This is a genomic window from Streptomyces resistomycificus, assembly GCF_001514265.1.
Lineage (GTDB): Bacteria > Actinomycetota > Actinomycetes > Streptomycetales > Streptomycetaceae > Streptomyces > Streptomyces resistomycificus.
The window spans coordinates 46,973-72,106 of record NZ_KQ948990.1; the positions used below are offsets into that span (position 1 = coordinate 46,973).

A 25,134-nucleotide genomic window follows, 5' to 3' on the forward strand; every position below is an offset into this window, starting at 1 on the left:
ACGTAGACTTCGTGCCATGGCGAGGAAGGACACGGCAGCGGATGCTGCGAACCCCGGGCGACTCAAGCAGATCGCTCTGACCTACAAGATGACCCGCAGGGCCGACAAGAAGATCGGTCTTGTACTCGCGGCGGTCGGAATCGTCACCTTCGGTGTCTTCCTCGCGATCGGTTTCTTGATCGGTCACCCCATCTATCTCGGCATTCTGGGCCTCCTGCTCGCCTTCCTCGCGTCGGCGATCGTGTTCGGGCGCAGGGCCGAGCGAGCGGCCTTCGGGCAGATGGAGGGCCAGCCGGGCGCGGCCGCGGCGGTCCTCGACAACGTCGGCCGGGGCTGGAGCACCACCCCCGCGGTGGCGATGAACCGCAGCCAGGACGTGGTGCACCGGGCCGTCGGCAAGGCCGGCATCGTCCTGGTCGCCGAGGGCAACCCGAACCGGGTCAAGAGCCTGCTGGCCGCCGAGAAGCGGAAGATGAACCGCATCGTCGCGGACGTGCCGGTGCACGACCTGATCGTGGGCACCGGCGAGGGCCAGGTCGAGCTCAAGAAGCTGCGCACGACGATGCTGAAGCTGCCGCGCGTGCTGACCGGCCCGCAGGTCACCGCCACCACCGACCGGCTGCGGGCGATGGGTGACCTGATGAGCAACATGCCGCTGCCGAAGGGGCCGATGCCGAAGGGCATGAAGCTCCCGAAGGGCGGGCCGAAGGCGCGCTGATTCCCTCCTACGTCAAAAAGGGGCGCCCGGATCACTCCGGGCGCCCCTTCCTCATGCGGGCGGTGTGACGCCGACGCCCTAGATGCGCACTTCCACCGTGCGGGCCACCCGGTCGTGCAGGCCACGGCCGTCGCGGTCCCAGATCAGGGCGGGGACGGCGAGGCACAGCAGGGCCGTGCGGAGCAGGGCGCGGGCCGGGTTGACCCGGTGGGTGTCGAGGGCGACGACGCGCAGGCCGAAGAGCCGCTTACCGGGAGTGAAGCCGACCGAGCCGACGGTCAGGACGCCGAGCAGGAAGAAGACCAGGAGTGCCCAGTTACTGGTCGCCTGGTCGTAGCCGTGTGTGATGAGGCCGTATGCGATCAACAGGCACAGGGCCCAGTCGACGGCGATGGCACCGAGGCGCCGGCCGGGGCGGGCGATCGAACCCGGCCCCTCCTCCGGCAGACCGAGCTGCTCGCCGCGGTATCCGAAGTCGACACCGGCTTCTTCCGCGGCCGCGCGCGGTCCGGAAAGCCACGATCCGATTGCTTGCCTGTTGTCCACGCGTCCACGGTACTGCGCCCGTTTCGCGATACGGACAGGTGGGGTGGTCGCGACGATGTCCGGTTAACTTGTGCGAAACAAATGGGTCACGCGCGAGAAATCACCCGTCCCTAGTGTCGAGGTCAGCGTGTGCCACCGCACTGGCCGCACGACCGAACTACCACCCCGGCACGGAACCGTCGGGAGTAGGAGGAGCTGGATGTTCCAGAACGCCGACGAGGCCAAGAAGTTCATCGCGGACGAGGACGTCAAGTTCATCGACGTCCGCTTCTGCGACCTGCCGGGCGTGATGCAGCACTTCACGATTCCGGCCGAGGCCTTCGACCCGGCCGAGGAGCTGGCCTTCGACGGCTCCTCGATCCGCGGCTTCCAGGCCATCCACGAGTCCGACATGGCGCTCCGTGCCGACCTGTCCACCGCGCGCGTCGACCCCTTCCGCCGCGACAAGACGGTCAACGTCAACTTCTTCATCCACGACCCGATCACGGGCGAGCAGTACTCCCGTGACCCGCGCAACGTGGCGAAGAAGGCCGAGGCGTACCTCGCGTCGACCGGCATCGCCGACACCGCGTACTTCGGCCCCGAGGCCGAGTTCTACGTCTTCGACAGCGTGCGCTTCTCGACCAGCGCGAACGAGTCCTTCTACCACATCGACTCCGAGGCGGGCGCCTGGAACACCGGCGCCCTCGAGGACAACCGTGGTTACAAGGTCCGCTACAAGGGCGGCTACTTCCCGGTCCCGCCGGTCGACCACTTCGCCGACCTGCGCGCCGAGATCTCCCTCGAGCTGGCCAAGTCCGGCCTCCAGGTCGAGCGCCAGCACCACGAGGTGGGCACCGCCGGCCAGGCCGAGATCAACTACAAGTTCAACACGCTGCTCGCCGCGGCCGACGACCTCCAGCTCTTCAAGTACATCGTGAAGAACGTGGCCTGGCGCAACGGCAAGACCGCGACCTTCATGCCGAAGCCGATCTTCGGTGACAACGGCTCGGGCATGCACGTCCACCAGTCGCTGTGGACCAACGGCTCCCCGCTGTTCTACGACGAGGCCGGTTACGCTGGCCTGTCGGACACCGCGCGCTACTACATCGGCGGCATCCTCAAGCACGCCCCGTCGCTGCTGGCCTTCACCAACCCGACGGTGAACTCGTACCACCGTCTGGTGCCGGGCTTCGAGGCCCCGATCAACCTGGTGTACTCGCAGCGCAACCGCTCCGCGGCCATGCGTATCCCGATCACCGGTTCGAACCCGAAGGCCAAGCGCGTCGAGTTCCGTGCGCCCGACTCCTCCGGCAACCCGTACCTGGCCTTCTCCGCGCTGCTGCTCGCGGGCCTGGACGGCATCAAGAACAAGATCGAGCCGGCCGAGCCGATCGACAAGGACCTGTACGAGCTGGCTCCCGAGGAGCACGCGAGCGTGGCGCAGGTCCCGACCTCCCTCCCGGCCGTCCTCGACCGCCTCGAGGCCGACCACGAGTTCCTCCTCCAGGGCGACGTCTTCACGCCGGACCTGATCGAGACGTGGATCGACTTCAAGCGCGCCAACGAGATCGCGCCGCTGCAGCTGCGTCCGCACCCGCACGAGTTCGAGCTCTACTTCGACGTGTGACCGGACCCCGCGGCCTCCCCGCGTGAGCCTCACGGCGCCCCCGCTCCTGGTTTCCCAGGGCGGGGGCGCCGTCGTAAAGTGTGCGGCACAACTGTTCGAAAGAAGCGACGGGGGTTGCGGGGATGCCCGGACAGGACGACGCGGAGCGGGAGTTCGACCTCAGGTGGGCCGACGACGCCGAGCACAAGGAGCCCTCCGCGCGGGCCCGGATGCTGGCCGCGCGCTGGAAGGAGAACCCGCCCCGGCCGCAGCCGTTCCGCGCCGACCCCGAGTTCGTCGGACCACGCCGGTCGTCGTGGGTGTCGACGGTCATCGTGCTCGGATGCGTGGCGGCGGTCATCCTACTGCTGGGGTACGCGAACTTCCGGCCCTACTGACCGGGCGCCGCTCCCACCTCCGGTCCCGCCCGCCGGGCTGAGCCTTTGCTGCCCCTAGAGCTGGTCACAACCGCTTCATGGCGGGGCCGGGTGCACACTGACAGTGGGGCGAGTGCCTGACTGCGGGGTGATGCGAGATGCGGAGCCGTTTTCGGAGCGACCGGCGGTTGACCGTACGGATGACGGTCACGATGTTCCTGCTCGGGCTGCTGTACGTGGCCTTCGTGGCGGCGCTGGTCGTGCTGCTGAAGTCATGGGTCCTGGTCGTGGTCGTGGCGGCGGGGATGCTCGGCGCCCAGTACTGGTTCTCCGACCGGATCGCCCTGTTCGCGATGCGCGGGCGGGTCGTGGGCCGGGAGGAGTATCCCGAGCTGCACGCGGTCGTCGACCGGCTGTGTGCCCTCGCGGACATGCCCAAGCCGGTGGTCGCCGTGTCGGAGATGGACATGCCGAACGCCTTCGCGACCGGGCGCAACCCCGACAACGCCGTCGTGTGTGTGACCACCGGTCTGCTGCGGCGACTCGAGCCGGCGGAGCTGGAGGGTGTGCTCGCGCACGAGCTGTCGCACGTGGCGCACAAGGACGTCGCCGTGATCACCATCGCGTCCTTCCTCGGGGTGATCGCGGGGCTGATCGTGCGGTTCGCGTTCTACTCACAGCTCTTCGGCGGGGGCCGCAGGGACCAGAACACCGCTGTCGTCTTCGCCGCGGTGATGGGGGTGTCGGCGGCGGTGTACGCGATCAGCTTCCTGCTGATCCGGGCCCTGTCCCGGTACCGGGAGCTGGCGGCTGACCGGGCGGCCGCCCTGCTCACCGGACGTCCCTCCGCACTGGCGTCCGCGCTCACCAAGGTCTCCGGCGACATCGCCCGGATCCCCTCCAAGGACCTGCGGACGGCGCAGGCCTTCAACGCCTTCTACTTCACCCCGGCGCTCGGCGCGGAGCCGGGCGTGGCACGGATCTTCTCGACCCACCCCAGTCTGGAGCAGCGGCTGGACCAGCTGGGGCGGATCTCCGGCGAGCTGGGCGAGGCCGCGACCCCGGGGAGGGCGGGCTGAGAATGGGGCTGCTGGACATCCTGCTCGGCCGGACGAAGCCGGTCGCGCCCGATCTCGACCAGCTGTTCGCGCTGCCGTCGGCGGCGGTGACGCTGGAGGTGGCCGCCTCCCTCACGCCGACCGGGCGCGGCGCGGTGTGTTTCGCCACGGTCGAGGGCGCGGCCTTCGAGCACACGCACCGCGAGGTGCAGGCCCTGCTCGACGCGGACACCGACCGCGACGGACCTCCGGTTCAGCTGCGCCGGGACGGCTACGGCTACTCGTGGCTGGTGTCCGAGCGTGCCCCCGACCAGCTGCCGCTGCTGGTCAACGACCTGCACGCGGTGAACAGCGCGATGGAGGTCAACGGCTTCGGGCCGCAGCTGCTGTGCTCGCTGGCCGGGTTCCAGGACCCGCGGGGCCGGTCGCTGGCACTGGTCTACCTCTACAAGCGGGGCACCTTCTACCCGTTCGCGCCACTGCCCGGCGAGGGGCAGCGGCGCGACAACGCGCTGGAACTGCGGGTGAAGGCGGCACTGGCGGACGACCTGCGGGTCGAGGCGGATCTGAACCGCTGGTTCCCCGTGTGGGGCGCACCCGGCCTGTGAAGTGCCGCGGTCGTCACCCGCTCTCCTCCGCTCGCTCCTGTCACCCGCTCTTCTCGCGCGCCTGGCGGCGCGACTCGAAGGGACGCTCGCGGCGGTAGCGGCGCTCCCACCTGGCCTGCTTGTCACGGCGGTCGCGGTAGGCGCGGTAGCTCGCGGGGGTGGCTCCCGCCGAGGGCGGTCCGCCCGTCGGTGCCGACGGGGCGGACGGGCCGCGCCCGTACTGCACGTACAGGAAGAGCACGGCGACGGCGACGAGCCACCAGAGGGGGTTGCCGAAGCCCAGGACGACCAGGACGACGGTTGAGGAAATGACGATGGTGCCCATGACGGGCCTCCGTGGGCGTGGATGGGTCCGAGCGGTGATCGGTGTTGCCGGCGGGGCGCTTGGGGTGGGCGGCCGGTCCGTCGGTGCGTAGAGGGTAGCCCCGAGCCCGCGGGTGATGCCTGTTCCGCCGGACGTGTCAGGGGCTGCTCCTCGACGCGTCTCCAGCGTAGGGAGGCGATCACTCAGGGTGCATCTCCTTTTCGAGGGGCGGGGCCATGAGTGAATGGCGGGATGGGCCAACTGATCCCCTTCACACACGAATACGACGGCGAACGTCTCAGCGGTGTGCGCGGCGGGAACGGCGGTGGTGTCACGCGTGCCACCGCCGTCCTGCTGCACGGCGCCGGAAACGGCAGCAAGGAGCGCTTGCTGCCGCTCTTCGACGAGTTCACGGCGCACGGCTGCCAGAGCCTGGCCTTCGACTTCTCCGGACACGGCGAAAGCAGCGGACTTCTGGGGGAGTTGAGCCTGCGGCGCCGATTCGAGCAGGCGGTGTCGGTGATCGACGCCTTCGTCCCGGCGGGCGGGCCGCTGGTCCTGGTCGGCTTCAGCATGAGCGGGCAGACGGTGGCCGACCTCGCCGCGCACTACGGCGAGCGGGTCACGGCCCTGGGCCTGTGCGCGCCCGCGGTCTACACCGACGAGGCGTGGGACGTGCCGTTCGGCGCCGGTGACGGTCCGTTCAGCGGGATCATCCGGACCCCGGGCAGCTGGCGGAGGTCACGGGCGCTCGACGTGCTGCGGGCGTACGAGGGGCGGGCGGTGCTCGCGGTGCCGGGCACCGACGCGGTGATCCCGCCCGAGGTGACGGAGACGGTGCAGGAGGCACTGTGCGCTCGCGCGCAGTTCTCGCGCCTCGACCTGCCGCAGGCGGAACACCGTTTGGGGCTGTGGTTTCGTGATCACGCCGATGACCGGCGGGAGTTCGTGTCCGCCCTGCTCACGCAGGGGTGGGAGGCGACCCGGTCGTGGGTGGCCAAGCAGCTCCCCGCCGGGCGCTCGGTCCGTGACGTCCGTCAGCTGTCCGGCGGGTGGAGCTCCCAGATGCGCCGCCTGACCCTCGACGACGGCACGGGGCTGGTGCTGCGGTCCTTCGTGAAGCCCTTCTTCCGTCTGCACGCCCCCGGCATGCTGGCCCGGGAAGCGGCCGTCCTCGGCCTGCTCGCCGGGCAGGAGGGTATCCCCGCCGCGCGGCCGGTGGCCGTCGACCCCACGGCCGAACTCTGCGATCATCCCTCGCTGTTGATGTCGCTGCTTCCGGGGCGGGTACGGGTCGACGAGGCGGACGGCGGTGAGCTCGAGCAGCGCCTGGACCTGCTGGCGGCCCAGCTCGTCCGGATCCACGCGGTGGTACCGGACGAACGACCGCGCCCGTACCAGGCGTGGACCTCGCCGGAGCGGGTGCTCACGCCGCCGGGGCCGCTGTGGGAGCGTGCGGTGGACGTGATCCGCCGCGAACCCCCGTCCTACGAGGGGTGCTTCCTGCACCGGGACTTCCATCCCGGCAACGTGCTGTTCGAAGGCGGCGGGGACGGGCTGCGGGTCAGCGGGGTCGTCGACTGGGTCGAGACGTCGTGGGGCCCCGCCGACCTGGACGTCGCCCACTGCTCCACGGCCCTGGCACTGCTGCACGGGCCGGCCTGCGGGCTCGGCTTCCGCGCCCGCTACGAGGCGCACGGCGGGCGCGGACTCGCCGACGGGGCCGACCATCTGTACTGGCGGCTGCTGGACGCGCTCGGTTACGCCCCTCACGCGGCGAAGCTGGCCGGTCCCTGGCGCGAGTTGGGGCGTGGGGATCTGACGCCGGAGGTGCTGGGCGGGCGGCTGGAGGAGTACGTGGCGGGGCTGGTGGAGCGGTACGGCTGAGGCCGGTCCGGTCGCGGCGAACCGGGCCGTCACTCCCCCGGGGCCGCCCGCACCACCCCCGCCGCCACCGCCGCGCCCAGCGTCGCGTGGTCGTGGGCGGTCTGGTTGGCGTAGGCGAGGGCGAAGTCGGTGACGGCCTGGTCGAAGGTGTCGGCGCCGCCCAGGTAGCCGGCGATGGCGATGCGGTCGCCGGAGCGGGCGTGGGCGCGGGCCAGGGCGGTGCCGCAGAGGCGGGCGTAGGCCGCGAGGTCGGTGGGGTTCATGCCGGCGACGTCCGCCGTGCCCTTCATGTCGCGCAGCTGCCGCCAGTAGTACGCCCGGCCCTGTGGCCCGCTCATCCACCCCAGGAAGATGTCGCCGGCGGCCTGGAGCAGCCGCTGCCCGGCGACGACGCGGTGCCCGGGATGGACGTACGGCCCGCTCGGCAGGTGCTCTTCCAGTACGGACGTCCGCGCCTCCTTCACCTGGAGGAACAGCGGGTCTTCCGTGTCCCGGCCGGCCAGCAGCACGATGAAGCAGCGCATGCCGACGCTGCCGACCCCGACGACCTTGCGGGCCGCGTCCACGAACCGGTACCGGTCCAGGAGCAGTCGGCGTTCCTCGGCGAGGGTGGAGCGGTAGTCGCTGAAGATCTTGCGCAGGGCGGCCGTGTCGGGGACTCCGGCGGGCTCCAGCAGCGGTGGGTCGTCGATGATGCGCAGACGTCCGTCGACGACCTCCGTGAGCTTGGCGAGGGCCTGGAGGCTGGTGCGGCGGCGGGCGCGGGTGATGCTGGACTCGACGCGGCGGCGGTGCCGCGCGGAGCGGGCCAGCGGCAGCAGGCTGTCGGCGTCGATCCGCTCGTACCAGACGTCGAGTTCGCCGCGCGGGGCGAGGCGGCGCATGGCGAGTCGGTAGGCGGCGGTCGCCTCCAGGGCGGCCCGGCGGGTCCTCGCCTCGCTGTGGCCGTTCTCCCGGGCCGCGACGGCGACGCTGGCGGCGAGGCGTTTGACGTCCCATTCGAAGGGACCGGGGAAGGTCTCGTCGAAGTCGTTCAGGTCGAAGAGCAGGGCCCGCTCGGGAGAGGCGTACAGGCCGAAGTTGAGCAGGTGGGCGTCGCCGCAGAGCTGCACGGTCAGGCCGGTGTGCGGCTGGGCGGCGAGGTCGGCGGCCATCACCGCGGCCGCGCCGCGCAGGAACGCGAAGGGCGAGGCGGTCATCCGGCCGTAGCGCACCGGCAGCAGTTCCGGAAGCCGGTCGCGGCCCTGCCGCTCCAGGACGCCCACCGGGTCGGGGCGGTCCACGGAGGGCAGCCAGGCGGCGTGCGCGGAGCGGGGGACGCGCTTGCGGGCGGCCTTGCCGCGGGCGGCGCGGGCGGCGGGGTCGAAGCGGTGGGCGGGGTCGCCGGGCGCTGTCATCCGCGTTGTCTCCGCATCATGCCTCCCTGGCCCCGGACACTCGGTTCTCGGACGTCGGCACCTCCTGATCGCAGTGAAGGCCCGGGGGTGGGGCCTCGCATGCCGGGTACGGCAAACGGGTGACCGGGGCGGGGTCCGCCCTCCCGCGTCGGGTGCCTCGGTCAGGTCGCCGCGTCGACCCGTCGGTCGCTGCGCCGACCCGTCTGTGGCTGCCGTCCGCTGTCGGTGCCGCCCGCTGTCGGTGCCGTCCGCGAGGATGCCCACAGGGGGCGCGACGGGTGGAGGCCGGGATGGGTGACGAGGAGCGGTACGTCGGTGTGGCGGAGCGGCGGGCGCGGCTCGCGCTGCGGCACCGGCTGGCCGGGGTGACACGGGCGGCGGGGCCTCAGGAGGTGGCGGACTCGCTGGTCGCTCTGCACGGCACCGATCCGGCGACGGTGTACCTGGCCGTGGGCGCGCGGCTCGCCGACCCCGCGCGGACCGTGGCGGAGACCGGCCGGGCGCTGTACGAGGACGGTGGGCTGGTGCGGATGCACGGCATGCGCCACACGGTCTTCGTGTTCCCGACGGAACTGACCGCGGTCGTCCACGCCTCGACCGGCCTCACGGTCGCCGCGCGGGAGCGTGCCGCGCTGCTCAGGGACATGGGGAAGGCGGGGGCGCCGGACGCGGCCTGGCTGAAGGAGGTCGAGGACGCGGCACTGGCCGCGCTGGCCCGGCGCGGGCAGGCGACGGCGACCGAACTCGCCGAGGACGAACCGCGGCTGCGGGAGCAGTTCGTGTACGCGGCCGGCACGGGCTACGAGGGCGTCCACACCGTCTCGACACGGCTGCTGAGGGTGCTCGGTGTGGAGGGCAAAGTCGTCCGGGGCCGGCCGCTCGGCACCTGGACGTCCAGCCGGTTCCGCTGGGCGGTGGCTCCCGCCCACCCCGAACTGGACGCGGCGGGGGCACAGGCGTCGCTGCTCGGGCGGTGGCTGGCCGCGTGCGGCCCGGCCACGGAGGCGGACCTGAAGTGGTGGACGGGGTGGAAGGTGACGGACGTACGCCGGGCGCTGGCGGCGATCGGAGCGCGGCCGGTGTCCCTGGACGAGGGGGTGGGGTACGTCGTCGCCGGTGACGTCGGCCCGGTGGCGGGGCCCGCCGAGCCGTGGGCCGCGCTGCTGCCGGGACTCGATCCGACGGCGATGGGCTGGCAGCGGCGGGACTGGTATCTGGCGCCGGAGCTGCGGCCCGCGTTGTTCGACCGCAGCGGCAATGTCGGGCCGACGGTGTGGTGGGACGGCCGGGTGGTGGGCGGTTGGGCCCAGCGGCCGGACGGGGAGATCGTGTGGCGGTTGCTGGACACGGAGGGGCTGGGGCGCGACGCGGAGACGGCGATCGCGGCGGAGGCGGAGCGGTTGCGGCGCTGGGTGGGGACGACGCGGGTGACACCGCGGTTCCGGACGCCGCTGGAGAAGGAGTTGTCGGCGTAGAGGGGCGGGTTGAGTCGAGTCGGATCGGGCCGAGTCGGGTTGGGTTGAGTCGGGCCGGGTTGAGTCGGGCCGGGCAGGTTGACGGCACATGGGTTCGCACCGGCGCCGGGCGCCCCGGGACTCGGGGCGCCCGGCGCGTCGGCTCAACGCGAGTAGCGCATCAGCGCCCGCACCATGTGGCACGTGGTGTCCGACGGCGGGTGGACGCCGATCGTCTCCGCCGTGCTTCGGATCGTCTCGTTGCGGGCCTGGTTGGGCAGGTAGACGCCCGAGTCGAGCAGGGCGATCGCGAGGCGCAGGGCCTTGAGGCGACGGTTGTGGCTGACGTACCACTCGCGTGGACGGCCCGGCGGCAGCGGGCACTTCTCCACGGGTGCGAACGGCATGTCGAGCAGCACGGGGCGCTTCGCGGTGGACTGGGTGGGCAACGGCTTCGGCTTCAGTGCGGCAGCGGGCACGGGCATCCTCCTGTCGCGGTCAGGGCGTCGGCCCGGAGATCTCGACACCCCGGCGACACCCTCGAACACTGCTTCTATTCTACCGCCCGGCACTGACAAAAGCCCCTGGCCACAAGGCCTTTCGGGGGTGCTGTGACGGGCGTGGAGGACGGGTTCTCGCGTACCGTGGGCCGCATGGAGATCTGGATCAACCCGGCCTGTTCGAAGTGCCGCAGCGCGCTCACCCTGCTCGACGCGGAGGGCGCGGACTACACCGTCCGCCGCTATCTGGAGGACGTGCCGAGCGAGGACGAGATCCGGGACGTACTGGAGCGCCTCGGCCTCGAACCCTGGGACATCACCCGCACCCAGGAGGCCGCCGCGAAGGAGCTCGGTCTCAAGGACTGGCCGCGGGACGACACTTCGCGCGACCGCTGGGTCAAGGCGCTGTCCGAGCACCCCAAGCTGATCCAGCGCCCGATCATCACGGCGGACGACGGTACGGCGGTGGTGGGCCGCAGCGAGGAGTCCGTACGGGACGCCTTGTCCCGTTGAGATCCGTTCCGCCGCGATCCGTCGCGTCGGGCTTCCTGTCCCGCTGCCCCCTTTGCCCCCTTGGCCGGGTGTTCAACTGTTTGTCGGGCGGCGGGAGTTCGGCGGGCGCGCGCTGTTACCCTCCGCGGCCATGAGCTTCGGTGATCACGGAATGCCCCCGCACGCCGCCGACCCGTACGCCGCGTGGGTGGCCGAGCAGGAGCGGATACGCGGCAGACGCCGCACGCGACGCGCGGTCGCCGCCGGTACGGGCGTGGTCCTCGTGGCCGCGATCGCCGCGGGTGCCGTGCTGTACGCGGGGGGCGGTGACGACGGGGCACCGGCGGCCACTCCCTTGACGACGACCACCGAGGACTCGGGCGCCCCCGCCCCGTCCGTCACCGCCTCCCTGCCCTCCGACGCCCCGGCGGCCCTCCCCTCGCTGCTCGCGCGGCCCGTGATCCGGCCCGAGCAGGCATTCCCGCAGCAGAACGTGCGCCTGGCGGACGGCTCCCGGTTCCACCGCGTCGACCTGGCCACCACCACCGACTGCGCCCGGGGCATGTCCCCCGAGCTGGCCGCGCTGATCGAGCAGGGCGAGGGGTGCGTCCGGTTGACGGCGGCACTGTTCACGGACACCGAGCAGCGCTCCCAGGTGACGGTCAGCGTGCTGGGTTTCCGGCGGGTCGAGGACGCCTCGGCGGTGTTCGCGATGGCCTCGACGGACCCGGTGACGTACCAGGTGGTCTCGCTCGACCCGCCGCCCGGCGCCGGGCTGCCGACGGTGCCGCCGGGTTCGGCCGGGGTCTTCCGGCGGCTGATGACCGTGCGCTCGGTGGTGTTCGCGAACGGGCAGTGGGGCGACGGGGCGGAGACCGGGGAGGCCGAGCTGACGGGCCAGACCGAGGGTTTGCTCCGGCATGTCAGCGACACGGTGGCGGCGTACGAGCAGGGAGAGGGCACGAGCTGACCGCGGCAACTCCCTTGTGACACACGCCACTTCGGTGACTCCTGTAAACCGCTGAGTCACCTCGTTCGGTATCTCGTACATAGCGGCGTACGCTCCCCTACCTCTCAGGAGCCGCGCATGTCCCGTAGGAGAACCCTCAGTACGAAGAAGAAGATCGCGCTGCTGGCGAGTGCCGCGACGGTGGCGGGAGGCGGCGCCTTCGTCATGGCGGCCACCTCGAACGCCGCGCAGTCCCCGCAGACGGCCGCGCAGTCGAGCGTCTGCCAGGGTCTCGCCACCGCCCTCGGCAACAACCAGAAGTTCATCGACGGCCAGCGGGCCGCCCCGGACGCTCAGTCCGAGGCCCGGATCGCCAACCGCGAGGCCGTCATCGCGCAGATCAAGGTGCAGCAGGAGGCGTCGGGGTGCGTCGTCGGGGAGTCGGCTCAGGACTCCCAGGCGACCCAGCCGGCGCAGACCGCACCACCCGCGCAGAGCGCACCCCCGACGCAGGCCGAGGACCCCTCGCAGGCGCCGCCCGCCGACGGCGGCGACGGTGGTGGTGCCGGGGAGCAGGTGTGCAACGGCTCGACCGTCACCCTGTCCGGCGAGGGCGGCGCCCCGGCCGCGTCCAGCAACCAGTTCCCGGCCGGTACGAAGCTGAAGGTCACCAACCTGGACAACAACCAGTCCACGACGGTGGAGGTCACCTCGGTCTCCGGCAGCTGTGTCCTGCTCAACAACGCCGCCTTCGAGCAGGTACGGGAGCCCGGAAAGTTCCTGATCCGCCGAGCGGTGATCGAGAAGGTGGGGTGAGGCCACGACGCCCGTAGCAGGCAGCAGTACGTGTCAGCGGTCCCGCCGCCCCCGGCCAGGGGCGGCGGGACCGGCATGTCCGCGGCCCTCCGGTGCCCCCGCGCGCCGCCCCCTACCCCATCGCATACGAGCCACCACGGCACTCCTTTTCGGGCCCCCGCGCCGCCGCTCCCCGCGCCCCGCGGGCCCTCACAGCGTGAGTCGCACCACAGCATCCCCAGGTAACACGGGGTTCACATTCGAGCAATGACCGGGAAATCGCCTGTTGACAGGCTGCCGGACAGAAAGCGGTGCCTCAGTGCCGCAGCGCCGCTGCACCCGCAAGTGCTTCTAGACACACCCCCGAAGGAAGTGGCCCGTGACCTTCAAGGCTGAGTACATCTGGATCGACGGCACCCAGCCGACGGCGAAGCTCCGTTCCAAGACGAAGATCCTGGCGGACGACGCCAAGGGTGCCGAGCTCGGTATCTGGGGCTTCGACGGGTCGTCCACGAACCAGGCCGAGGGCCACTCCTCGGACCGTGTCCTCAAGCCGGTCTTCTCCTGCCCGGACCCGATCCGCGGCGGCGACGACATCCTCGTCCTGTGCGAGGTCCTCAACATCGACATGACGCCGCACGAGTCCAACACCCGTGCCGCGCTCACCGAGGTCGCCGAGAAGTTCGCCTCGCAGGAGCCGATCTTCGGCATCGAGCAGGAGTACACCTTCTTCAAGGACGGTTACCCGCTCGGCTTCCCCCGGGGCGGCTTCCCGGCCCCCCAGGGCGGCTACTACTGCGGTGTCGGCGCCGACGAGATCTTCGGCCGTGACATCGTCGAGGCCCACCTGGACAACTGCCTCAAGGCGGGTCTCGCGATCTCCGGCATCAACGCCGAGGTCATGCCCGGCCAGTGGGAGTTCCAGGTCGGTCCGGTCTCCCCCCTGGAGGTCTCCGACCACCTGTGGGTGGCCCGCTGGCTGCTCTACCGCACCGCCGAGGACTTCGGCGTCTCCGCGACGCTGGACCCGAAGCCGGTGAAGGGCGACTGGAACGGCGCCGGTGCGCACACCAACTTCTCCACCAAGGCGATGCGCGAGGGTTACGACGCGATCATCACCGCGTGCGAGTCGCTCGGTGAGGGCTCCAAGCCGCTCGACCACGTCAAGAACTACGGCGCCGGCATCGACGACCGCCTGACCGGTCTGCACGAGACCGCCCCGTGGAACGAGTACTCCTACGGTGTCTCCAACCGTGGCGCCTCGGTCCGTATCCCGTGGCAGGTCGAGCAGGACGGCAAGGGCTACATCGAGGACCGCCGTCCGAACGCCAACGTCGACCCGTACCTGGTGACGCGCCTGATCGTCGACACCTGCTGCTCGGCTCTGGAGAAGGCCGGCCAGGTCTGATCCCCCCGTTCGTCCCGTAGGGGCGCCCGCCATCCCGGCGGGCGCCCCTACGGCGTATCGTGCGCTGCCATGGAGATCGACGGGGGCCTTGCGATCAAGGTCAAGACGGAGAACCGGCAGACGCACACCCGGATTCCGGCGGCACGGCTGAGGGAGCTGGTGCACCGCATCGGCGGGGACGACGACCACTTCCTCGTCGTGCAGCGGACACCGGACCGGCCGGGGGTGTTCATCCAGGTCGCCCACACCCGCGGCGGGGTCTACGAGTTCCAGCACCGCACGGGCCAGGTGCCGTACATGTGGGTCACCGAGGTCCAGGACCCCGATCTCGTCGCCGGTGTCATGGCCCGCTGGGCGCGGCAGGAGGCGGACTGGGACGCCGGGGTGACCTGGCGACGCGACGAGCTCGCACCGCCCCAGGAGGTCCCGGCGCCCGACCCCGAGCTCGCGGCGCGGGCCGAGGAATTCGTGCGCCGGCTGCTCGACGACGGCTACCTGGGCATCGAGCGGCTTGTCCAGGAGACGGTCTACCTGGTCCAGGACGGTGCCGCCGAGCCGCCCCTGTCCCCCGGCCAGGCACGCGTGATCGTGGAGCGGCTCTGGCTGGAGCGGGTGGAGCAGCAGGAGGCGTGGTCCGGGCCGACCGACCCCGACCGCCTGGAGCGGGCCTTCGCGGCCCTGGAGGGCGAAGGCGTCGTCGCCCGCGAGGACTTCACCTGCTGCCGGAGTTGCGGCATGGCGGAGATCGGCGCCGAGGCGGACGGCAGGGACGGCGTGCGCGGCTTCGTCTTCTTCCACCAGCAGGGCACCCGGGCCGCGGCGGAAGGGCACGGACTCTCCCTCTACTACGGCGGGTTCGACGACTCCGAGGCGACCACCACGGCCGTCGGACATCAGGTCGTCGCCGCCCTCACCGCCGCCGGGCTGTCCGCACGGTGGGACGGCGATCCGGCCAAAGCGATCGACGTCACGCCCCTGAACTGGCGCAAACGCCTGGTGGGGTGAGGCGGGTGAGAGCCGGCTCACGCCGCGGCGGCGTCCAAGCAGTGAGAGGAGGCTCCTGTCACGGGCCTGTGTCTGCTTCAATGGGCCCATGGCCAGCTTCCAGAAGTACACCGCGACGGGTCGCCACGACCTCGAGCCCTTCTGGCCTTCCCGTCAGCACCACGACTTCGACCGGGTGTGTTGCCGCGCGATGAACGCGCCGGCCCTCTAAAGCCGTACACCCCGGCCTTCGGCCAGCGCGAAACGACGTAGGTCCCCTCGACGAGCCCGACCACGAACTCGGGGCCGTCGACCTTCCTGACGACTCTCTCGCGCGAAAGAGCTGACCTCTCATGGCGACCACTCGTTCTCTCACCTCCGCCGCCCTCTCCTCCCCCGACGGTCCGCGTCACCGGCTGCGCGCCGTCGACCGGGACGAGGTGGTCGACGTCTCGGAGTTCCTGCCGCCGGGCGCCACCTGGCTGCCCGCACCGCAGCACACCCTGCCCGTCCTGCCGGGCCGGCCGCCGATGATCGGCTACCTGGTGCTCGTCCCGGCCGACCAGCAGCCGCCCTTCGCGCCGGTGGCGGTGCCCGACGTGCCGGAGGCCGGCCGGCCGGTCACCGACGCCGGCGACCCGCTCGTGCGCATCGACACCGTACGGCGCACGGCCGCGGTGGACGGGCGCCCACTCGACCTCACCTACCTGGAGTTCGAGCTGCTCGCCCACCTGGTCACCCACCCGCACCGGGTGCACACCCGCGACCAGCTGGTCACCACGGTGTGGGGCTACGGCCATGTCGGCGACGGCCGCACGGTCGACGTCCACGTCGCCCGGCTGCGCCGCAAGCTGGGCTCCGAGCACCGGCAGACGATCCAGACCGTGCGCCGGGTCGGCTACAAGTACACGCCGCCGACCGGACGCTGAGCCCACCACCACGCCTCCTCTGCCGACGGCAGATCCCGGTTCCCTCCCGCCCCGCCACCGGGCACAGTGACCGGCATGAGACTTCTGGTGCTGGGCGGTACGGAGTTCGTGGGACGGGCCGTCGTCGAGGCGGCCCTGGGGCGCGACTGGGAGGTGACCGTCTTCCACCGGGGGCGGCACGAGCCCCCGGCCGGTGTGCGGTCACTGCACGGCGACCGCACCGCGCCCGACGGGCTCGCCGCCCTGTCCGAGGGCGACGGCGCGTGGGACGTGGTCGTCGACACCTGGTCGGCCGCGCCCCGGGCGGTGCACGACGCGGCGCGGCTGCTGCGGGACCGCGCCGAGCGGTACGTGTACGTGTCGAGCTGCTCGGTGTACGCGTGGCCGCGAGACGCCGGGTACACCGAGAACTCGCCGCTGGTGGAGGGCGCCTTCGCCGACGCCGAGCAGAGCGACTACGCCCGGGACAAGCGGGGCGGCGAGCTGGCCGCCGTCGACGCCTTCGGCGCGGACCGCTCCCTGCTGGTACGGGCCGGGCTGATCCTCGGCCCGTACGAGAACATCGGCCGGCTGCCCTGGTGGCTGACCCGCGTCGCCCGCGGCGGCCCCGTCCTCGCGCCCGGCCCCCGCGACCTCCCCGTCCAGTACGTCGACGTCCGCGACCTCGCGCGATGGACCCTCGACGCGGTGGAGAAGCGGGCGAGCGGACCGTACAACCTCGTCGGACCGGCCGGGCACGCCACCATGGGCACGCTCCTTGATGCCTGCGTGGAGGTCACCGGAGCGGCCGCCGAACTGCGCTGGACCGACCCGGAGGTGATCCTCGACGCCGGCATCGAGCCCTGGCAGCACCTGCCGGTGTGGCTGCCGCCGGACAGCGAGGGCCACGCGGCCCTGCACGGCGCGGACGTCTCCCGGGCACTGGCCGCGGGCCTGCGCTGCCGGCCGGTCGCCGAGACGGTGGCGGACACCTGGGGCTGGCTGCGGAGCATCGGCGGGGTGGCCCCACAGCGTCCGGACCGGCCGGTGGTGGGACTGGACCCGGAACGGGAGGCGGAGGTCCTCGCGGCGAGCGGGGGTGACGGCCAAGCCTGAAACGCGGGGTGGGCGGCAGCCGGCCCGGCCACCGGGGTGTACCCAGCACCACCCCCCGAACCGCCGCCCAGCCCCAGTGCCCCCCGCCTGCCCTTCGGCGAGACTGACGCCATGACGACCACAGAGACGACGAGCGGCAACTCCACGCGGGTGCGCGGCGTTTGGCGGGCGGCGGTGCGGGGGCTGGGGCTGGCGCTGGTGACGCTGCCGGGGGCGGTGCTGTGCTTCACGCTGTCCCTGGTGTCCATCGCGCTGATCCCGATCGGGGTCGGGCTCGTCACCACGCCCTGGGTGCTGACCGGCGTACGGGCGTTCGCCGACTGGAGGCGGGTGCTGGCGGTGCGGTGGGCCGGGGTGCGGATCCCGTCGGCGTACCGGCCGATCCCGAAGGACGCGAACCCGTGGACACGCACCTTCGGGATGCTGTCGGACCCGGCGACCTGGCGGGACCTGCGGTGGCTGCCGGTCGACATGACCGCCGGGTTCCTCACCGCGCTGCTGCCGGCCGTGCTGCTGCTCTACCCGCTGGAGGGGTTCGCGCTGGCGCTCGGGCTGTGGCGGGTGTTCGCCGACTCGGCGGGCGGGGCCTACTGGTACGGCTTCGTGCGGGTCACGGACCAGGCCTCCGCGTTCGGCGCCGCGGCCCTGGGGCTCGTCCTCCTCTTCTTCGGACACTTCTTCACCCCGCGGCTGCTGGAGGCCCACTTCCGGCTGACCCGGTCGGTCCTCGGCGCGGGCCAGCGCGAACTGGCCGAGCGGGTACGCGTCCTCACCGAGACCCGCCGCGACGCCGTCGACACCTCCGCCGCCGAACTGCGGCGCATCGAACGGGATCTGCACGACGGGGCACAGGCCCGGCTGGTCGCCATGGGCATGGACCTCGGGACCATCGAGATGCTGCTGGACAAGAACCCGGAGCAGGCCAGGAAGCTGCTCGCGCAGGCCCGCCAGTCGTCCGTGGACGCTCTGGCCGAGCTGCGCGACCTGGTGCGCGGCATCCATCCGCCGGTGCTCGCCGAGCGGGGACTGGGCGACGCCGTACGGGCGTTGGCCCTCCGGCTGCCCGTGGCCACCGAGGTGACGGTGGAGCTGCCCGGCCGGGCGGAGGCGCCCGTGGAGTCGGCGGCGTACTTCGCGGTCAGCGAGGTGCTCACCAACGCGGTCAAGCACGCCGGCGCCGACCGGATCTGGGTCGACCTGCACCACGCGGAGGGCATGCTGCGGATCTCGGTCACCGACAACGGCAAGGGCGGCGCGGTGACCGAGACCGGTTCGGGCCTCGCCGGAGTCGAGCGAAGGCTGGGTACATTCGACGGCGTCCTGGCCGTCAGCAGCCCTGTGGGCGGCCCCACCATGGTCACCATGGAGATGCCTTGCGCGTTGTCCTAGCCGAAGACCTGTTCCTGCTGCGCGACGGACTCGTCCGTCTCCTGGAGGCCTACGACTTCGAGATCGCCGCGGCCGTCGAGAGCGGGCCGGAGCTGGCCGCCGCGCTGGCCGAACTGCAGCCGGACGTCGCGGTGGTGGACGTCCGGCTGCCGCCGACGCACACCGACGAGGGCCTGCAGTGCGCGCTGGACGCCCGCCGGGCCAGACCCGGTCTGCCGGTGCTGGTCCTGTCGCAGCACGTGGAGCAGCTGTACGCGCGTGAGCTGCTCGCCGACGGCACCGGCGGGGTCGGCTATCTGCTCAAGGACCGGGTGTTCGACGCGGAACAGTTCGTGGACGCCGTACGACGGGTCGCGGCGGGCGGCACGGCGATGGACCCGCAGGTGATCCAGCAGCTGCTGTCCCGGCGGGCGGCCGACGACCAGCCGCTCGGCCGGCTCACGCCCCGGGAGCTGGAGGTGCTGGAACTCATGGCGCAGGGGCGTACCAACGCGGCGATCGCCGCCAAGCTGGTGGTCACGGAACGGGCCATCGCGAAGCACACCGCCAACATCTTCGCCAAACTGGGCCTGGAGGTGTCGGACGACGACAACCGCCGCGTCCTAGCGGTTCTCGCGTATCTCGACCACGGCCGCTGAAATCAGCGCCCCGTCCGGACACCTCTGCGTGAGGGATCAGCAACTCCCGGTGCTTCCTGGTCAGTTGAAACCGAATTGTCGGACGGTCTTCTCATTAATTTCTGAGACGGCTGAACACCCGTGGGACCGCCCGCGTATTCAGGGGAGCCGCTTCACTCCTGTCGGGCGCCTCGATAGCCCCGCAAGGAAGTCAGAGGAGTTCCATGGGACGCAACACACGTAAACGCCGTTCGTCGATGGCCGGCAAAGCCATAGCCGCGTCGGCGGCCCTAGCGCTCGGTGGGGGCGGGCTGATCTGGGTCAACTTCTATGCTTCGGCGCACGAGTCCAACGGCTCGGGCCAGAACCAGATCAAGGCCGCCGCAGCGCAGGTAGCCACCATCTCCTGCCCGGACGTGGGGCAGAAGCTGACGAGCGTGCCCGCCAAGGCGCGCGCGGGTGTCGACAAGGAGCTGGCGAACCTCGACAAGCAGATCACCGAAGCCTACGCCCGGCTTGCCTCCACCCGTCAGGCCCAGGCAGGCGACTCGGGCTTCGTCCAGAACGCGATCGTCGGTCCGCTCAAGGACAAGCGGGCCGCGGCGATCGACCGGATCCGGATCAACATCCAGCGCGTCGGGGGCAACTTCAACAACTCGCTGAGCCAGCTCGCCGCCTGCACCACGCAGACCGCCGCCCCGCAGCCCAACGCCGGCCAGCAAAACGGTGGCCAGCAGAACGGCGGCCAGCAGAATGGCGGCCAGCAAAACGGCGGCCAGCAAAACGGCGGCCAGCAGAACGGCGGCCAGGGTGGCAACGGCGGCCAGGGCGGCAACGGCCCGGCGGCGGCGGACTTCGTGGACATCACCAAGGTCCAGGGCAACGCCCAGCAGGGCGTGGGCCAGAACGGTCTGCCCGCGAACGGCAACAGCGGTTCGAGGGGCAGCTTCACCTCGAACTGCGGCACCAACGGGAACGACAACCACAACACGGACAACGTGATCGTCGCCCCGGGTGTCACCAACGGTGCCCACCACCTGCACGACTACGTCGGCAACCAGAACAACGACGCCTTCGCGAACGACCAGGAGCTGGCGGGTGCCGGCACCAGCTGCCAGAACCAGGGTGACAAGTCCTCGTACTTCTGGCCGGTACTTCGTCTCCAGGACGGCTCGCAGGACTTCGACCAGAACAACGACGGTGGTGGCAAGGAGGGCAACGTCGGCAAGATCCTCCAGCCCGCCCAGGCACAGCTGAAGTTCGTCGGCAACAAGAAGGGCAATGTCGTCGCGATGCCGACTGCCCTGCGCATCATCACCGGTGACGCCAAGGCCTTCGTCAACGGCAACGGCAACGCCAACGTGAACTGGAGCTGCACCGGCTTCGAGAACAAGGTGCAGCTGAAGGACAAGTACCCGATCTGCCCGCAGGGCAGCCAGGTCGTCCGGACGAGCAACTTCCAGAGCTGCTGGGACGGCAAGAACATCGACAGCGCCAACCACCGTACGCACGTGGCGTTCGTCCAGGCGGACGGCACCTGCGCCAACGGCTTCCAGGCGATTCCCCAGCTCCAGGTCCGTCTGGTCTACAACGTCCCGGCCCCGAAGCTCCAGAACGGACAGGTCGTGCAGCCGTACGCGGTGGACTCCTTCCCGGAGAACCTGCACAAGCCGATCACCGACCACAACGACTTCATCAACTTCTTCTCGCAGAACACGATGAACAAGATGGTCAACTGCATCAACACCGGCAAGCAGTGCAAGTGATCGCCTGATCCACTGAGCGACTGATCCACTGAGAAAGCCGGCGGTGAGGATTCCTCACCGCCGGCTTTCCCGTGTGCCGTGACCGGTTCAGTGACCGGAGTGCGTCGCACCGTCGGAGGGCTCGTGCGACCCCTCGTGCGCGGCGTGGTCGGTGCCCTCCTCGATGTCGCCGCCGAGCGTGCCGCGCAGCGCCGTCATCGTGCTGGTCTCGCCCACGGCCACCCACTTGCGGCCGACCAGGTAGTGACCGCCGTAGTCCTTCGCCCCGTTGATCCACTCACGCTGGCCGCGGTCGGTGCTGAACGTCGCGAGGATGAACTTGCCGTCGGGGTTCTTGCAGACGGCCTGGCGGATCTCGTCGGCGTCCGTCGTCATGTTCGGCGTGCACTTCACCTCGGCCGCCAGGTGCTCCAGGCTGCCGGTGGCCGTCTCCGGCACGGCGTCCTTCTCCTCGCCGGATCCGCAGCCCGCCAGCGCAAGCGCCAGCGCCGCGCCGCCGAGCGCGAGCATCGGTCGGGTCAACCTCATGTGTTCCTCCGGTCCCTTCCGGCGGGCTCCGGCGGGAGCCCGTCTCCTTCGATACGGCTCCCGCGCGCGGTGCGCTCAAAATACCGGTGTCACCGTGGCACGCCCGTGCGAGAGTGTCCCGGTGAACCAGGACTGGGAAGACCGCGTGACCGCCGCTTGGGCCACCTTCGACGACTACGCCGAAGCGGACGCGGCCGACTTCCGCGCGGTGATCGACGCGCTGGCCGCCGAGCTCCCGGCCGACAGTCCCCTCGGTCTCTTCGAGCGGGCCTGCGCCTGGGACTCGACGGGCCACTCGGACCGGGCGGTACCGCTGTACCGGGAGGCGCTCGCACGCGGCCTCGACGGCTACAAGGGCCGGCGGACCAGGATCCAGCTCGCCAGCTCCCTGCGGAACATCGGGCAGGCGGAGGAGGCCGTCAAGCTGCTGACACCCGAACTGGACGCCCCCTCGGACGAGTTGGACGACGCGGTACGAGGATGTCTGGCCCTGTGCCTGTCCAGTCTCGGCCGCGACCGGGAGGGCCTCTCCCTCGTGCTGGGCGCCCTCGCTCCCCATCTGCCGCGCTACCAGCGGTCGATGGCGAACTACGCGCGTCAGCTCGTCGAGCCCGGCACGTGACTCTCCGCAGCCAGGTGACCATCCGAGGATTCGCTCGTTCTGCTGAACGTGCAGTCACAGGATGTCGCCCCGAGCCCCGCACCCGCCTCCGCCTCCTCCTCCTCGGCGTCTGACCCGCTCGTCGACGTCGAGCAGGCCGAGGCCGCGCTCGTCGAGCACTACCCCCGGCTGGTCCGGCTGGCCTATCTGGTGCTGCCCCCGGGTCTCGGCCGCAACCGGCGCGTTCTGACCGCGCACGCGCTCACCCAGCGCGCCCTGCCGAGGCGCCGGACGCCCGTGCCCGTGATCCCGGCCCAGTCGACCGGCCGCGAGGGCGACCCCGGCTACGCCTGCGTCCGGCTCCGGGTCCTGCGTACGGCACTGGAGGCGGGGCTGCCGCTGACGTTCCGGGCGTGGCCCAAGCGGTCCCAGCTGCCGCCGCTGCTGCCGCACGTGTGGGGCCTGCGCCTCTTCCCGCGTTCGGGAGGGGCCGACGAACTCGCCCTGGACCAGCGGCTGTCCGCGCTGTCCGGGCCGGGTCGCGCCGCGTACGTGCTACGTGGCCTCGAGAAGCTTCCCGACGGCGAGGTCCTCGATGCACTGGCGGCCGCGGGCGTCGACGACGTGGACGGCGCGCTGGAGGAGGCCGACACCGTCGCCGCCCGGTACCCGCTCCTCGACTCCCCCGAGTTCGACCCCTGTTCGCTGCAGGCCCGGCCCACCGACCTGATGCGGCGCCGTCAGCACCTCAAGGCCGCGCTCGCCGCCGCGGCGGCCGTGGCCGTGTGCGGGGCGCTGCTCGGACTACCCGGCGACGGCTGGGCCCCCGACGGCGCCGCCGCGCCCGCGTACGCGCAGAACCCGGCCGCCCAGGCCGCCCTCGACCCGGACCGGGTGACCAGGGTCCCGGCCGCGGCCTGGCAGTCCGCCGCGCGCACCGACTTCTCCGTCTGGCCCGCCCGCGGCGACCTCACCCACGACAAGGCGCTGCTGCGCCGGGCCCTCGCCGTCTGGGCCCGCCCCGGTGAGACCGTCCAGGTCTCCGCGACCAAGGGCACCCCCTCGGGCGGCCCGGCCGGACCGCCGCAGCTGCTGTACGCCGGTGCCGTCGACAACGCGCGCGTGGTGATCCTCTACGACGGCCTGCGCATCGCCCGCTACGCCGAACCGAAGGACAGCACGAAGGGCGCCGCCCTCGACTTCGCGCGGGTCGACGGCGCGACGGGCGCCGAGGCGAGCGCGGTGGTCCTGGGCCGGGCCGACGGCAACGTCCGCTACCTGACGGCCCCGTGGGTGACGAAGGCGGCCGAGCGGGACCTGGCGAAGCCGGGCTCCGGCGCGATGGACCTGCCCCTCACCGACGGCGTCACCGCGCCGCTGGCCGGCCCCCTCCAGCAGACCGGCGCGTGCACCTCGTGGAACGTGCTCCAGCTGAGCGACGCCTCCGGCACCCACCTGTCGACCGACCTCGGCGAACTGGTCCCGGCCCGCCTCACCACCGGACGCCCCGGCTCGGAGCGCGACACCTCCGGCACCCGGGCCCTGCGTGCCTGGGCGCCCTTCGCGTGCTCCCTGTCCACCGTGCGGTCGCAGGGTGTGCGGTCCGTGAACGCCTGGGAGTACGCCACCCAGCCGCTGCCCGACGCCGGCGGGTCGGCCTCGTGGGTGTGCACCCGCGCGGAGACCTGGCGGGGTGGCGGGACGCGCGTGCTGGCGCAGTTCCACACCCCGGGCGGGGCGTACGGGGCGGTCGCCGCGAAGGCGGAGAACGTGCCGGAGTGCGGCCCCCGCGACCCGCACGTGCTCGCCGGCGTGCTGTGGAAGTCGCAGGCCGGGTCCTGGTACCTGCTGGCGGCGGGCAGCCGGAACACGGCGTCGATCACGGCGACGGGCGGGATCGACGGTGTGGCGCAGGGCAACCTCCTGGCCGTGAGGACCACGCAGGGCGCCCAGGCCGGACTGAAGGGCAGGCTGCTCAGCGGGCGCAAGATCGATGCCCTGGGCTGAACACCACTGGCCGGTCCGGTCCGTTCGGGGCCGGATTCGATCGGTAAGGTGTTCGTATGACTACCGGGGTACGCCGCAGAATGGGTGTCGAGGAGCGGCGGCAGCAGTTGATCGGCGTAGCCCTCGAACTGTTCAGCCGTCGCTCGCCCGACGAGGTCTCCATCGACGAGATAGCGGCGGCCGCCGGTATCTCACGCCCGCTGGTCTACCACTACTTCCCCGGCAAACTGAGCCTGTACGAGGCCGCGTTGAAGCGTGCCTCGGAGGATCTTGCGAGCCGGTTCGTCGAGCCGCAGGAGGGCCCGCTGGGGTCCCGGCTGCTGCGGGTGATGCGCCGCTTCTTCGACTTCGTCGACGATCACGGGCCCGGTTTCTCGGCCTTGATGCGCGGCGGCCCGGCCGTCGGCTCGTCGACGACGAACGCGCTCGTCGACGCCGTACGCCAGGCCGCGTATGACCAGATCCTGTCGCATCTGCGGGTGACCAACCCGCCCGCGCGGCTGGAACTGGTCGTCCGCTCCTGGATCTCGCTCGCCGAGTCGACCGCGCTGATCTGGCTGGACGGCCGGCGCATCCCGCGCGGCGAGCTCGAGGTGCAGCTCGTGCACGACTTCGCGGCGCTGGCCGCCGTGAGCGCGACGTACGACGAGGAGATGGCCGCGGTGATGCGGGACATCGTCAAGGACGAGCCGGGCGACGGGCCGTTCAGCGACCTGGTCGTCCGGCTGGTCGCGCTGGCCTCCTGACGGCGGGGCTCAGCTCTCGAACCTGCGGTACGACGGATCGAGGTCGCGCACCTCGGCGGTGGCGTGCAGGGCCACACCGTCGGCGACCTTCAGGTGCCGGCGCAGCGTCTCCAGCACGGCTTCCGTCAGTCGCGCCTTCGTCTCGTCCGTGCGGCCGGCGAGCAGGCCGAGGGTGACATGGACGATGGCGTGCCCCTCCGTGTCCCGGCCCACGGTCGTGTCCTCGGTGGCGCGGAACTGCGTCTTGCAGGCCTCGTACTTCGCGGCCGCGATCTCCACCACGGTGTCGTGCAGGGCGAGCGCGAAACCGCGCCGGTCGAAGCCCTCGGCGAGGGGCGCGGAGTAGTCGACGGTGATCTGCGGCATGGGCACTCCTGTTCTAGGTCAACAG

At 71.6% G+C, this 25,134-nt stretch carries 27 protein-coding genes; 21 read left to right on the plus strand and 6 right to left on the minus strand.

The annotated features are described in order from the left end of the window. Positions 1–16 precede the first annotated feature (16 nt). Positions 17–718 (plus strand): DUF4191 domain-containing protein, encoded by a 702-nt coding sequence (locus AQJ84_RS10165; RefSeq protein ID WP_030039261.1) that lies wholly within the window; start codon positions 17–19, stop codon positions 716–718. A gap of 78 nt (positions 719–796) precedes the next feature. Here the strand turns inward: AQJ84_RS10165 and AQJ84_RS10170 are convergent, their stop codons facing one another. Then, complete coding sequence (locus tag AQJ84_RS10170) at positions 797–1,264, minus strand: RDD family protein (protein WP_030039260.1); 468 nt, start codon at positions 1,262–1,264, stop codon at positions 797–799. Between the two features lie 199 nt (positions 1,265–1,463). On the opposite strand from AQJ84_RS10170, the gene glnA reads away from it, so the two are divergent. The 4 genes from glnA (at position 1,464) to pspAB (ending at position 4,895) form a co-directional block, all read left to right on the plus strand. Continuing rightward, positions 1,464–2,873 carry a type I glutamate--ammonia ligase gene (glnA, locus tag AQJ84_RS10175; RefSeq protein ID WP_030039259.1) on the plus strand — a complete coding sequence of 470 codons (1,410 nt, stop codon included), beginning with the start codon at positions 1,464–1,466 and terminating at the stop codon, positions 2,871–2,873. A gap of 122 nt (positions 2,874–2,995) precedes the next feature. Then, a complete protein-coding gene (locus tag AQJ84_RS10180) occupies positions 2,996–3,250 on the plus strand; it encodes an SCO2583/SCO2584 N-terminal domain-containing protein (protein WP_030039258.1) in 255 nt (84 codons plus the stop codon). A gap of 137 nt (positions 3,251–3,387) precedes the next feature. Further along, positions 3,388–4,308, plus strand: a complete 921-nt coding sequence (htpX, locus tag AQJ84_RS10185; protein ID WP_030039257.1) for a zinc metalloprotease HtpX — start codon at positions 3,388–3,390, stop codon at positions 4,306–4,308. A gap of 2 nt (positions 4,309–4,310) precedes the next feature. After that, complete coding sequence (gene pspAB, locus AQJ84_RS10190; RefSeq protein ID WP_030039256.1) at positions 4,311–4,895, plus strand: PspA-associated protein PspAB; 585 nt, start codon at positions 4,311–4,313, stop codon at positions 4,893–4,895. Positions 4,896–4,935: 40 nt separating this feature from the next. Here pspAB and AQJ84_RS10195 read toward each other — a convergent pair whose 3' ends face one another. Further along, on the minus strand, positions 4,936–5,220 hold the full coding sequence (locus tag AQJ84_RS10195; protein ID WP_030039255.1) for a hypothetical protein: 285 nt from the start codon (positions 5,218–5,220) through the stop codon (positions 4,936–4,938). 231 nt (positions 5,221–5,451) lie between these two features. On the opposite strand from AQJ84_RS10195, the gene AQJ84_RS10200 reads away from it, so the two are divergent. Next, positions 5,452–7,086 (plus strand): alpha/beta fold hydrolase, encoded by a 1,635-nt coding sequence (locus AQJ84_RS10200; RefSeq protein WP_030039254.1) that lies wholly within the window; start codon positions 5,452–5,454, stop codon positions 7,084–7,086. Between the two features lie 29 nt (positions 7,087–7,115). Here AQJ84_RS10200 and AQJ84_RS10205 read toward each other — a convergent pair whose 3' ends face one another. Beyond that, positions 7,116–8,483, minus strand: coding sequence for a DUF2252 domain-containing protein (locus AQJ84_RS10205; protein ID WP_030039253.1), 1,368 nt, complete (start codon positions 8,481–8,483; stop codon positions 7,116–7,118). Positions 8,484–8,773: 290 nt separating this feature from the next. On the opposite strand from AQJ84_RS10205, the gene AQJ84_RS10210 reads away from it, so the two are divergent. Continuing rightward, positions 8,774–9,958 (plus strand): winged helix DNA-binding domain-containing protein, encoded by a 1,185-nt coding sequence (locus AQJ84_RS10210; RefSeq protein WP_053190709.1) that lies wholly within the window; start codon positions 8,774–8,776, stop codon positions 9,956–9,958. A 143-nt stretch (positions 9,959–10,101) separates the two neighbouring features. On the opposite strand, the gene AQJ84_RS10215 is transcribed toward AQJ84_RS10210, so the two are convergent. After that, on the minus strand, positions 10,102–10,416 hold the full coding sequence (locus AQJ84_RS10215; protein ID WP_030039251.1) for a hypothetical protein: 315 nt from the start codon (positions 10,414–10,416) through the stop codon (positions 10,102–10,104). 174 nt (positions 10,417–10,590) lie between these two features. On the opposite strand from AQJ84_RS10215, the gene AQJ84_RS10220 reads away from it, so the two are divergent. The 11 genes from AQJ84_RS10220 to AQJ84_RS10265 all read left to right on the plus strand — a co-directional run bounded on the left by AQJ84_RS10220 (position 10,591) and on the right by AQJ84_RS10265 (position 20,861). Further along, a complete protein-coding gene (locus tag AQJ84_RS10220) occupies positions 10,591–10,950 on the plus strand; it encodes an arsenate reductase family protein (RefSeq protein WP_030039250.1) in 360 nt (119 codons plus the stop codon). Between the two features lie 130 nt (positions 10,951–11,080). After that, complete coding sequence (locus tag AQJ84_RS10225; RefSeq protein ID WP_198536284.1) at positions 11,081–11,899, plus strand: hypothetical protein; 819 nt, start codon at positions 11,081–11,083, stop codon at positions 11,897–11,899. A 117-nt stretch (positions 11,900–12,016) separates the two neighbouring features. After that, on the plus strand, positions 12,017–12,694 hold the full coding sequence (locus AQJ84_RS10230) for an RlpA-like double-psi beta-barrel domain-containing protein (protein WP_030039248.1): 678 nt from the start codon (positions 12,017–12,019) through the stop codon (positions 12,692–12,694). Positions 12,695–13,052: 358 nt separating this feature from the next. After that, complete coding sequence (gene glnII / locus AQJ84_RS10235) at positions 13,053–14,081, plus strand: glutamine synthetase (RefSeq protein ID WP_030039247.1); 1,029 nt, start codon at positions 13,053–13,055, stop codon at positions 14,079–14,081. 69 nt (positions 14,082–14,150) lie between these two features. Next, complete coding sequence (locus tag AQJ84_RS10240) at positions 14,151–15,086, plus strand: DUF6891 domain-containing protein (protein WP_030039245.1); 936 nt, start codon at positions 14,151–14,153, stop codon at positions 15,084–15,086. An 88-nt stretch (positions 15,087–15,174) separates the two neighbouring features. Further along, positions 15,175–15,297, plus strand: a complete 123-nt coding sequence (locus AQJ84_RS44715) for a hypothetical protein (protein ID WP_106981153.1) — start codon at positions 15,175–15,177, stop codon at positions 15,295–15,297. 121 nt (positions 15,298–15,418) lie between these two features. Beyond that, the gene (locus AQJ84_RS10245; protein ID WP_053190715.1) at positions 15,419–15,994 is read left to right on the plus strand and encodes a winged helix-turn-helix domain-containing protein; all 576 of its coding nucleotides are present in this window, start codon (positions 15,419–15,421) and stop codon (positions 15,992–15,994) included. 75 nt (positions 15,995–16,069) lie between these two features. Then, complete coding sequence (locus AQJ84_RS10250) at positions 16,070–17,089, plus strand: SDR family oxidoreductase (protein ID WP_053190718.1); 1,020 nt, start codon at positions 16,070–16,072, stop codon at positions 17,087–17,089. A gap of 111 nt (positions 17,090–17,200) precedes the next feature. Further along, on the plus strand, positions 17,201–18,478 hold the full coding sequence (locus tag AQJ84_RS10255) for a sensor histidine kinase (protein ID WP_030039242.1): 1,278 nt from the start codon (positions 17,201–17,203) through the stop codon (positions 18,476–18,478). Beyond that, positions 18,463–19,116 carry a LuxR C-terminal-related transcriptional regulator gene (locus tag AQJ84_RS10260; protein ID WP_053190719.1) on the plus strand — a complete coding sequence of 218 codons (654 nt, stop codon included), beginning with the start codon at positions 18,463–18,465 and terminating at the stop codon, positions 19,114–19,116. Before AQJ84_RS10255 ends, AQJ84_RS10260 begins: the two co-directional genes overlap by 16 nt. Positions 19,117–19,319: 203 nt before the next feature. Next, the gene (locus AQJ84_RS10265; RefSeq protein WP_030039240.1) at positions 19,320–20,861 is read left to right on the plus strand and encodes a DUF1996 domain-containing protein; all 1,542 of its coding nucleotides are present in this window, start codon (positions 19,320–19,322) and stop codon (positions 20,859–20,861) included. A gap of 87 nt (positions 20,862–20,948) precedes the next feature. Here AQJ84_RS10265 and AQJ84_RS10270 read toward each other — a convergent pair whose 3' ends face one another. Continuing rightward, entirely contained in the window at positions 20,949–21,389 is a 441-nt protein-coding gene (locus AQJ84_RS10270; RefSeq protein WP_198536285.1) for a hypothetical protein, read from the minus strand. Positions 21,390–21,534: 145 nt separating this feature from the next. Between AQJ84_RS10270 and AQJ84_RS10275 the strand changes: the two genes are divergently transcribed. From AQJ84_RS10275 to AQJ84_RS10285, 3 genes are read left to right on the plus strand one after another with little or no spacing between them, the layout of a single operon-like run. Further along, positions 21,535–22,011: a tetratricopeptide repeat protein gene (locus AQJ84_RS10275; protein WP_374935083.1), complete on the plus strand. Its 477-nt coding sequence runs from the start codon at positions 21,535–21,537 to the stop codon at positions 22,009–22,011. 48 nt (positions 22,012–22,059) lie between these two features. After that, entirely contained in the window at positions 22,060–23,997 is a 1,938-nt protein-coding gene (locus AQJ84_RS10280; RefSeq protein WP_030039237.1) for a hypothetical protein, read from the plus strand. Between the two features lie 56 nt (positions 23,998–24,053). Then, on the plus strand, positions 24,054–24,743 hold the full coding sequence (locus tag AQJ84_RS10285) for a TetR/AcrR family transcriptional regulator (protein ID WP_107082663.1): 690 nt from the start codon (positions 24,054–24,056) through the stop codon (positions 24,741–24,743). Positions 24,744–24,752: 9 nt separating this feature from the next. Here the strand turns inward: AQJ84_RS10285 and AQJ84_RS10290 are convergent, their stop codons facing one another. After that, entirely contained in the window at positions 24,753–25,109 is a 357-nt protein-coding gene (locus AQJ84_RS10290; protein ID WP_030039234.1) for a 5-carboxymethyl-2-hydroxymuconate Delta-isomerase, read from the minus strand. Positions 25,110–25,134 lie beyond the last annotated feature (25 nt).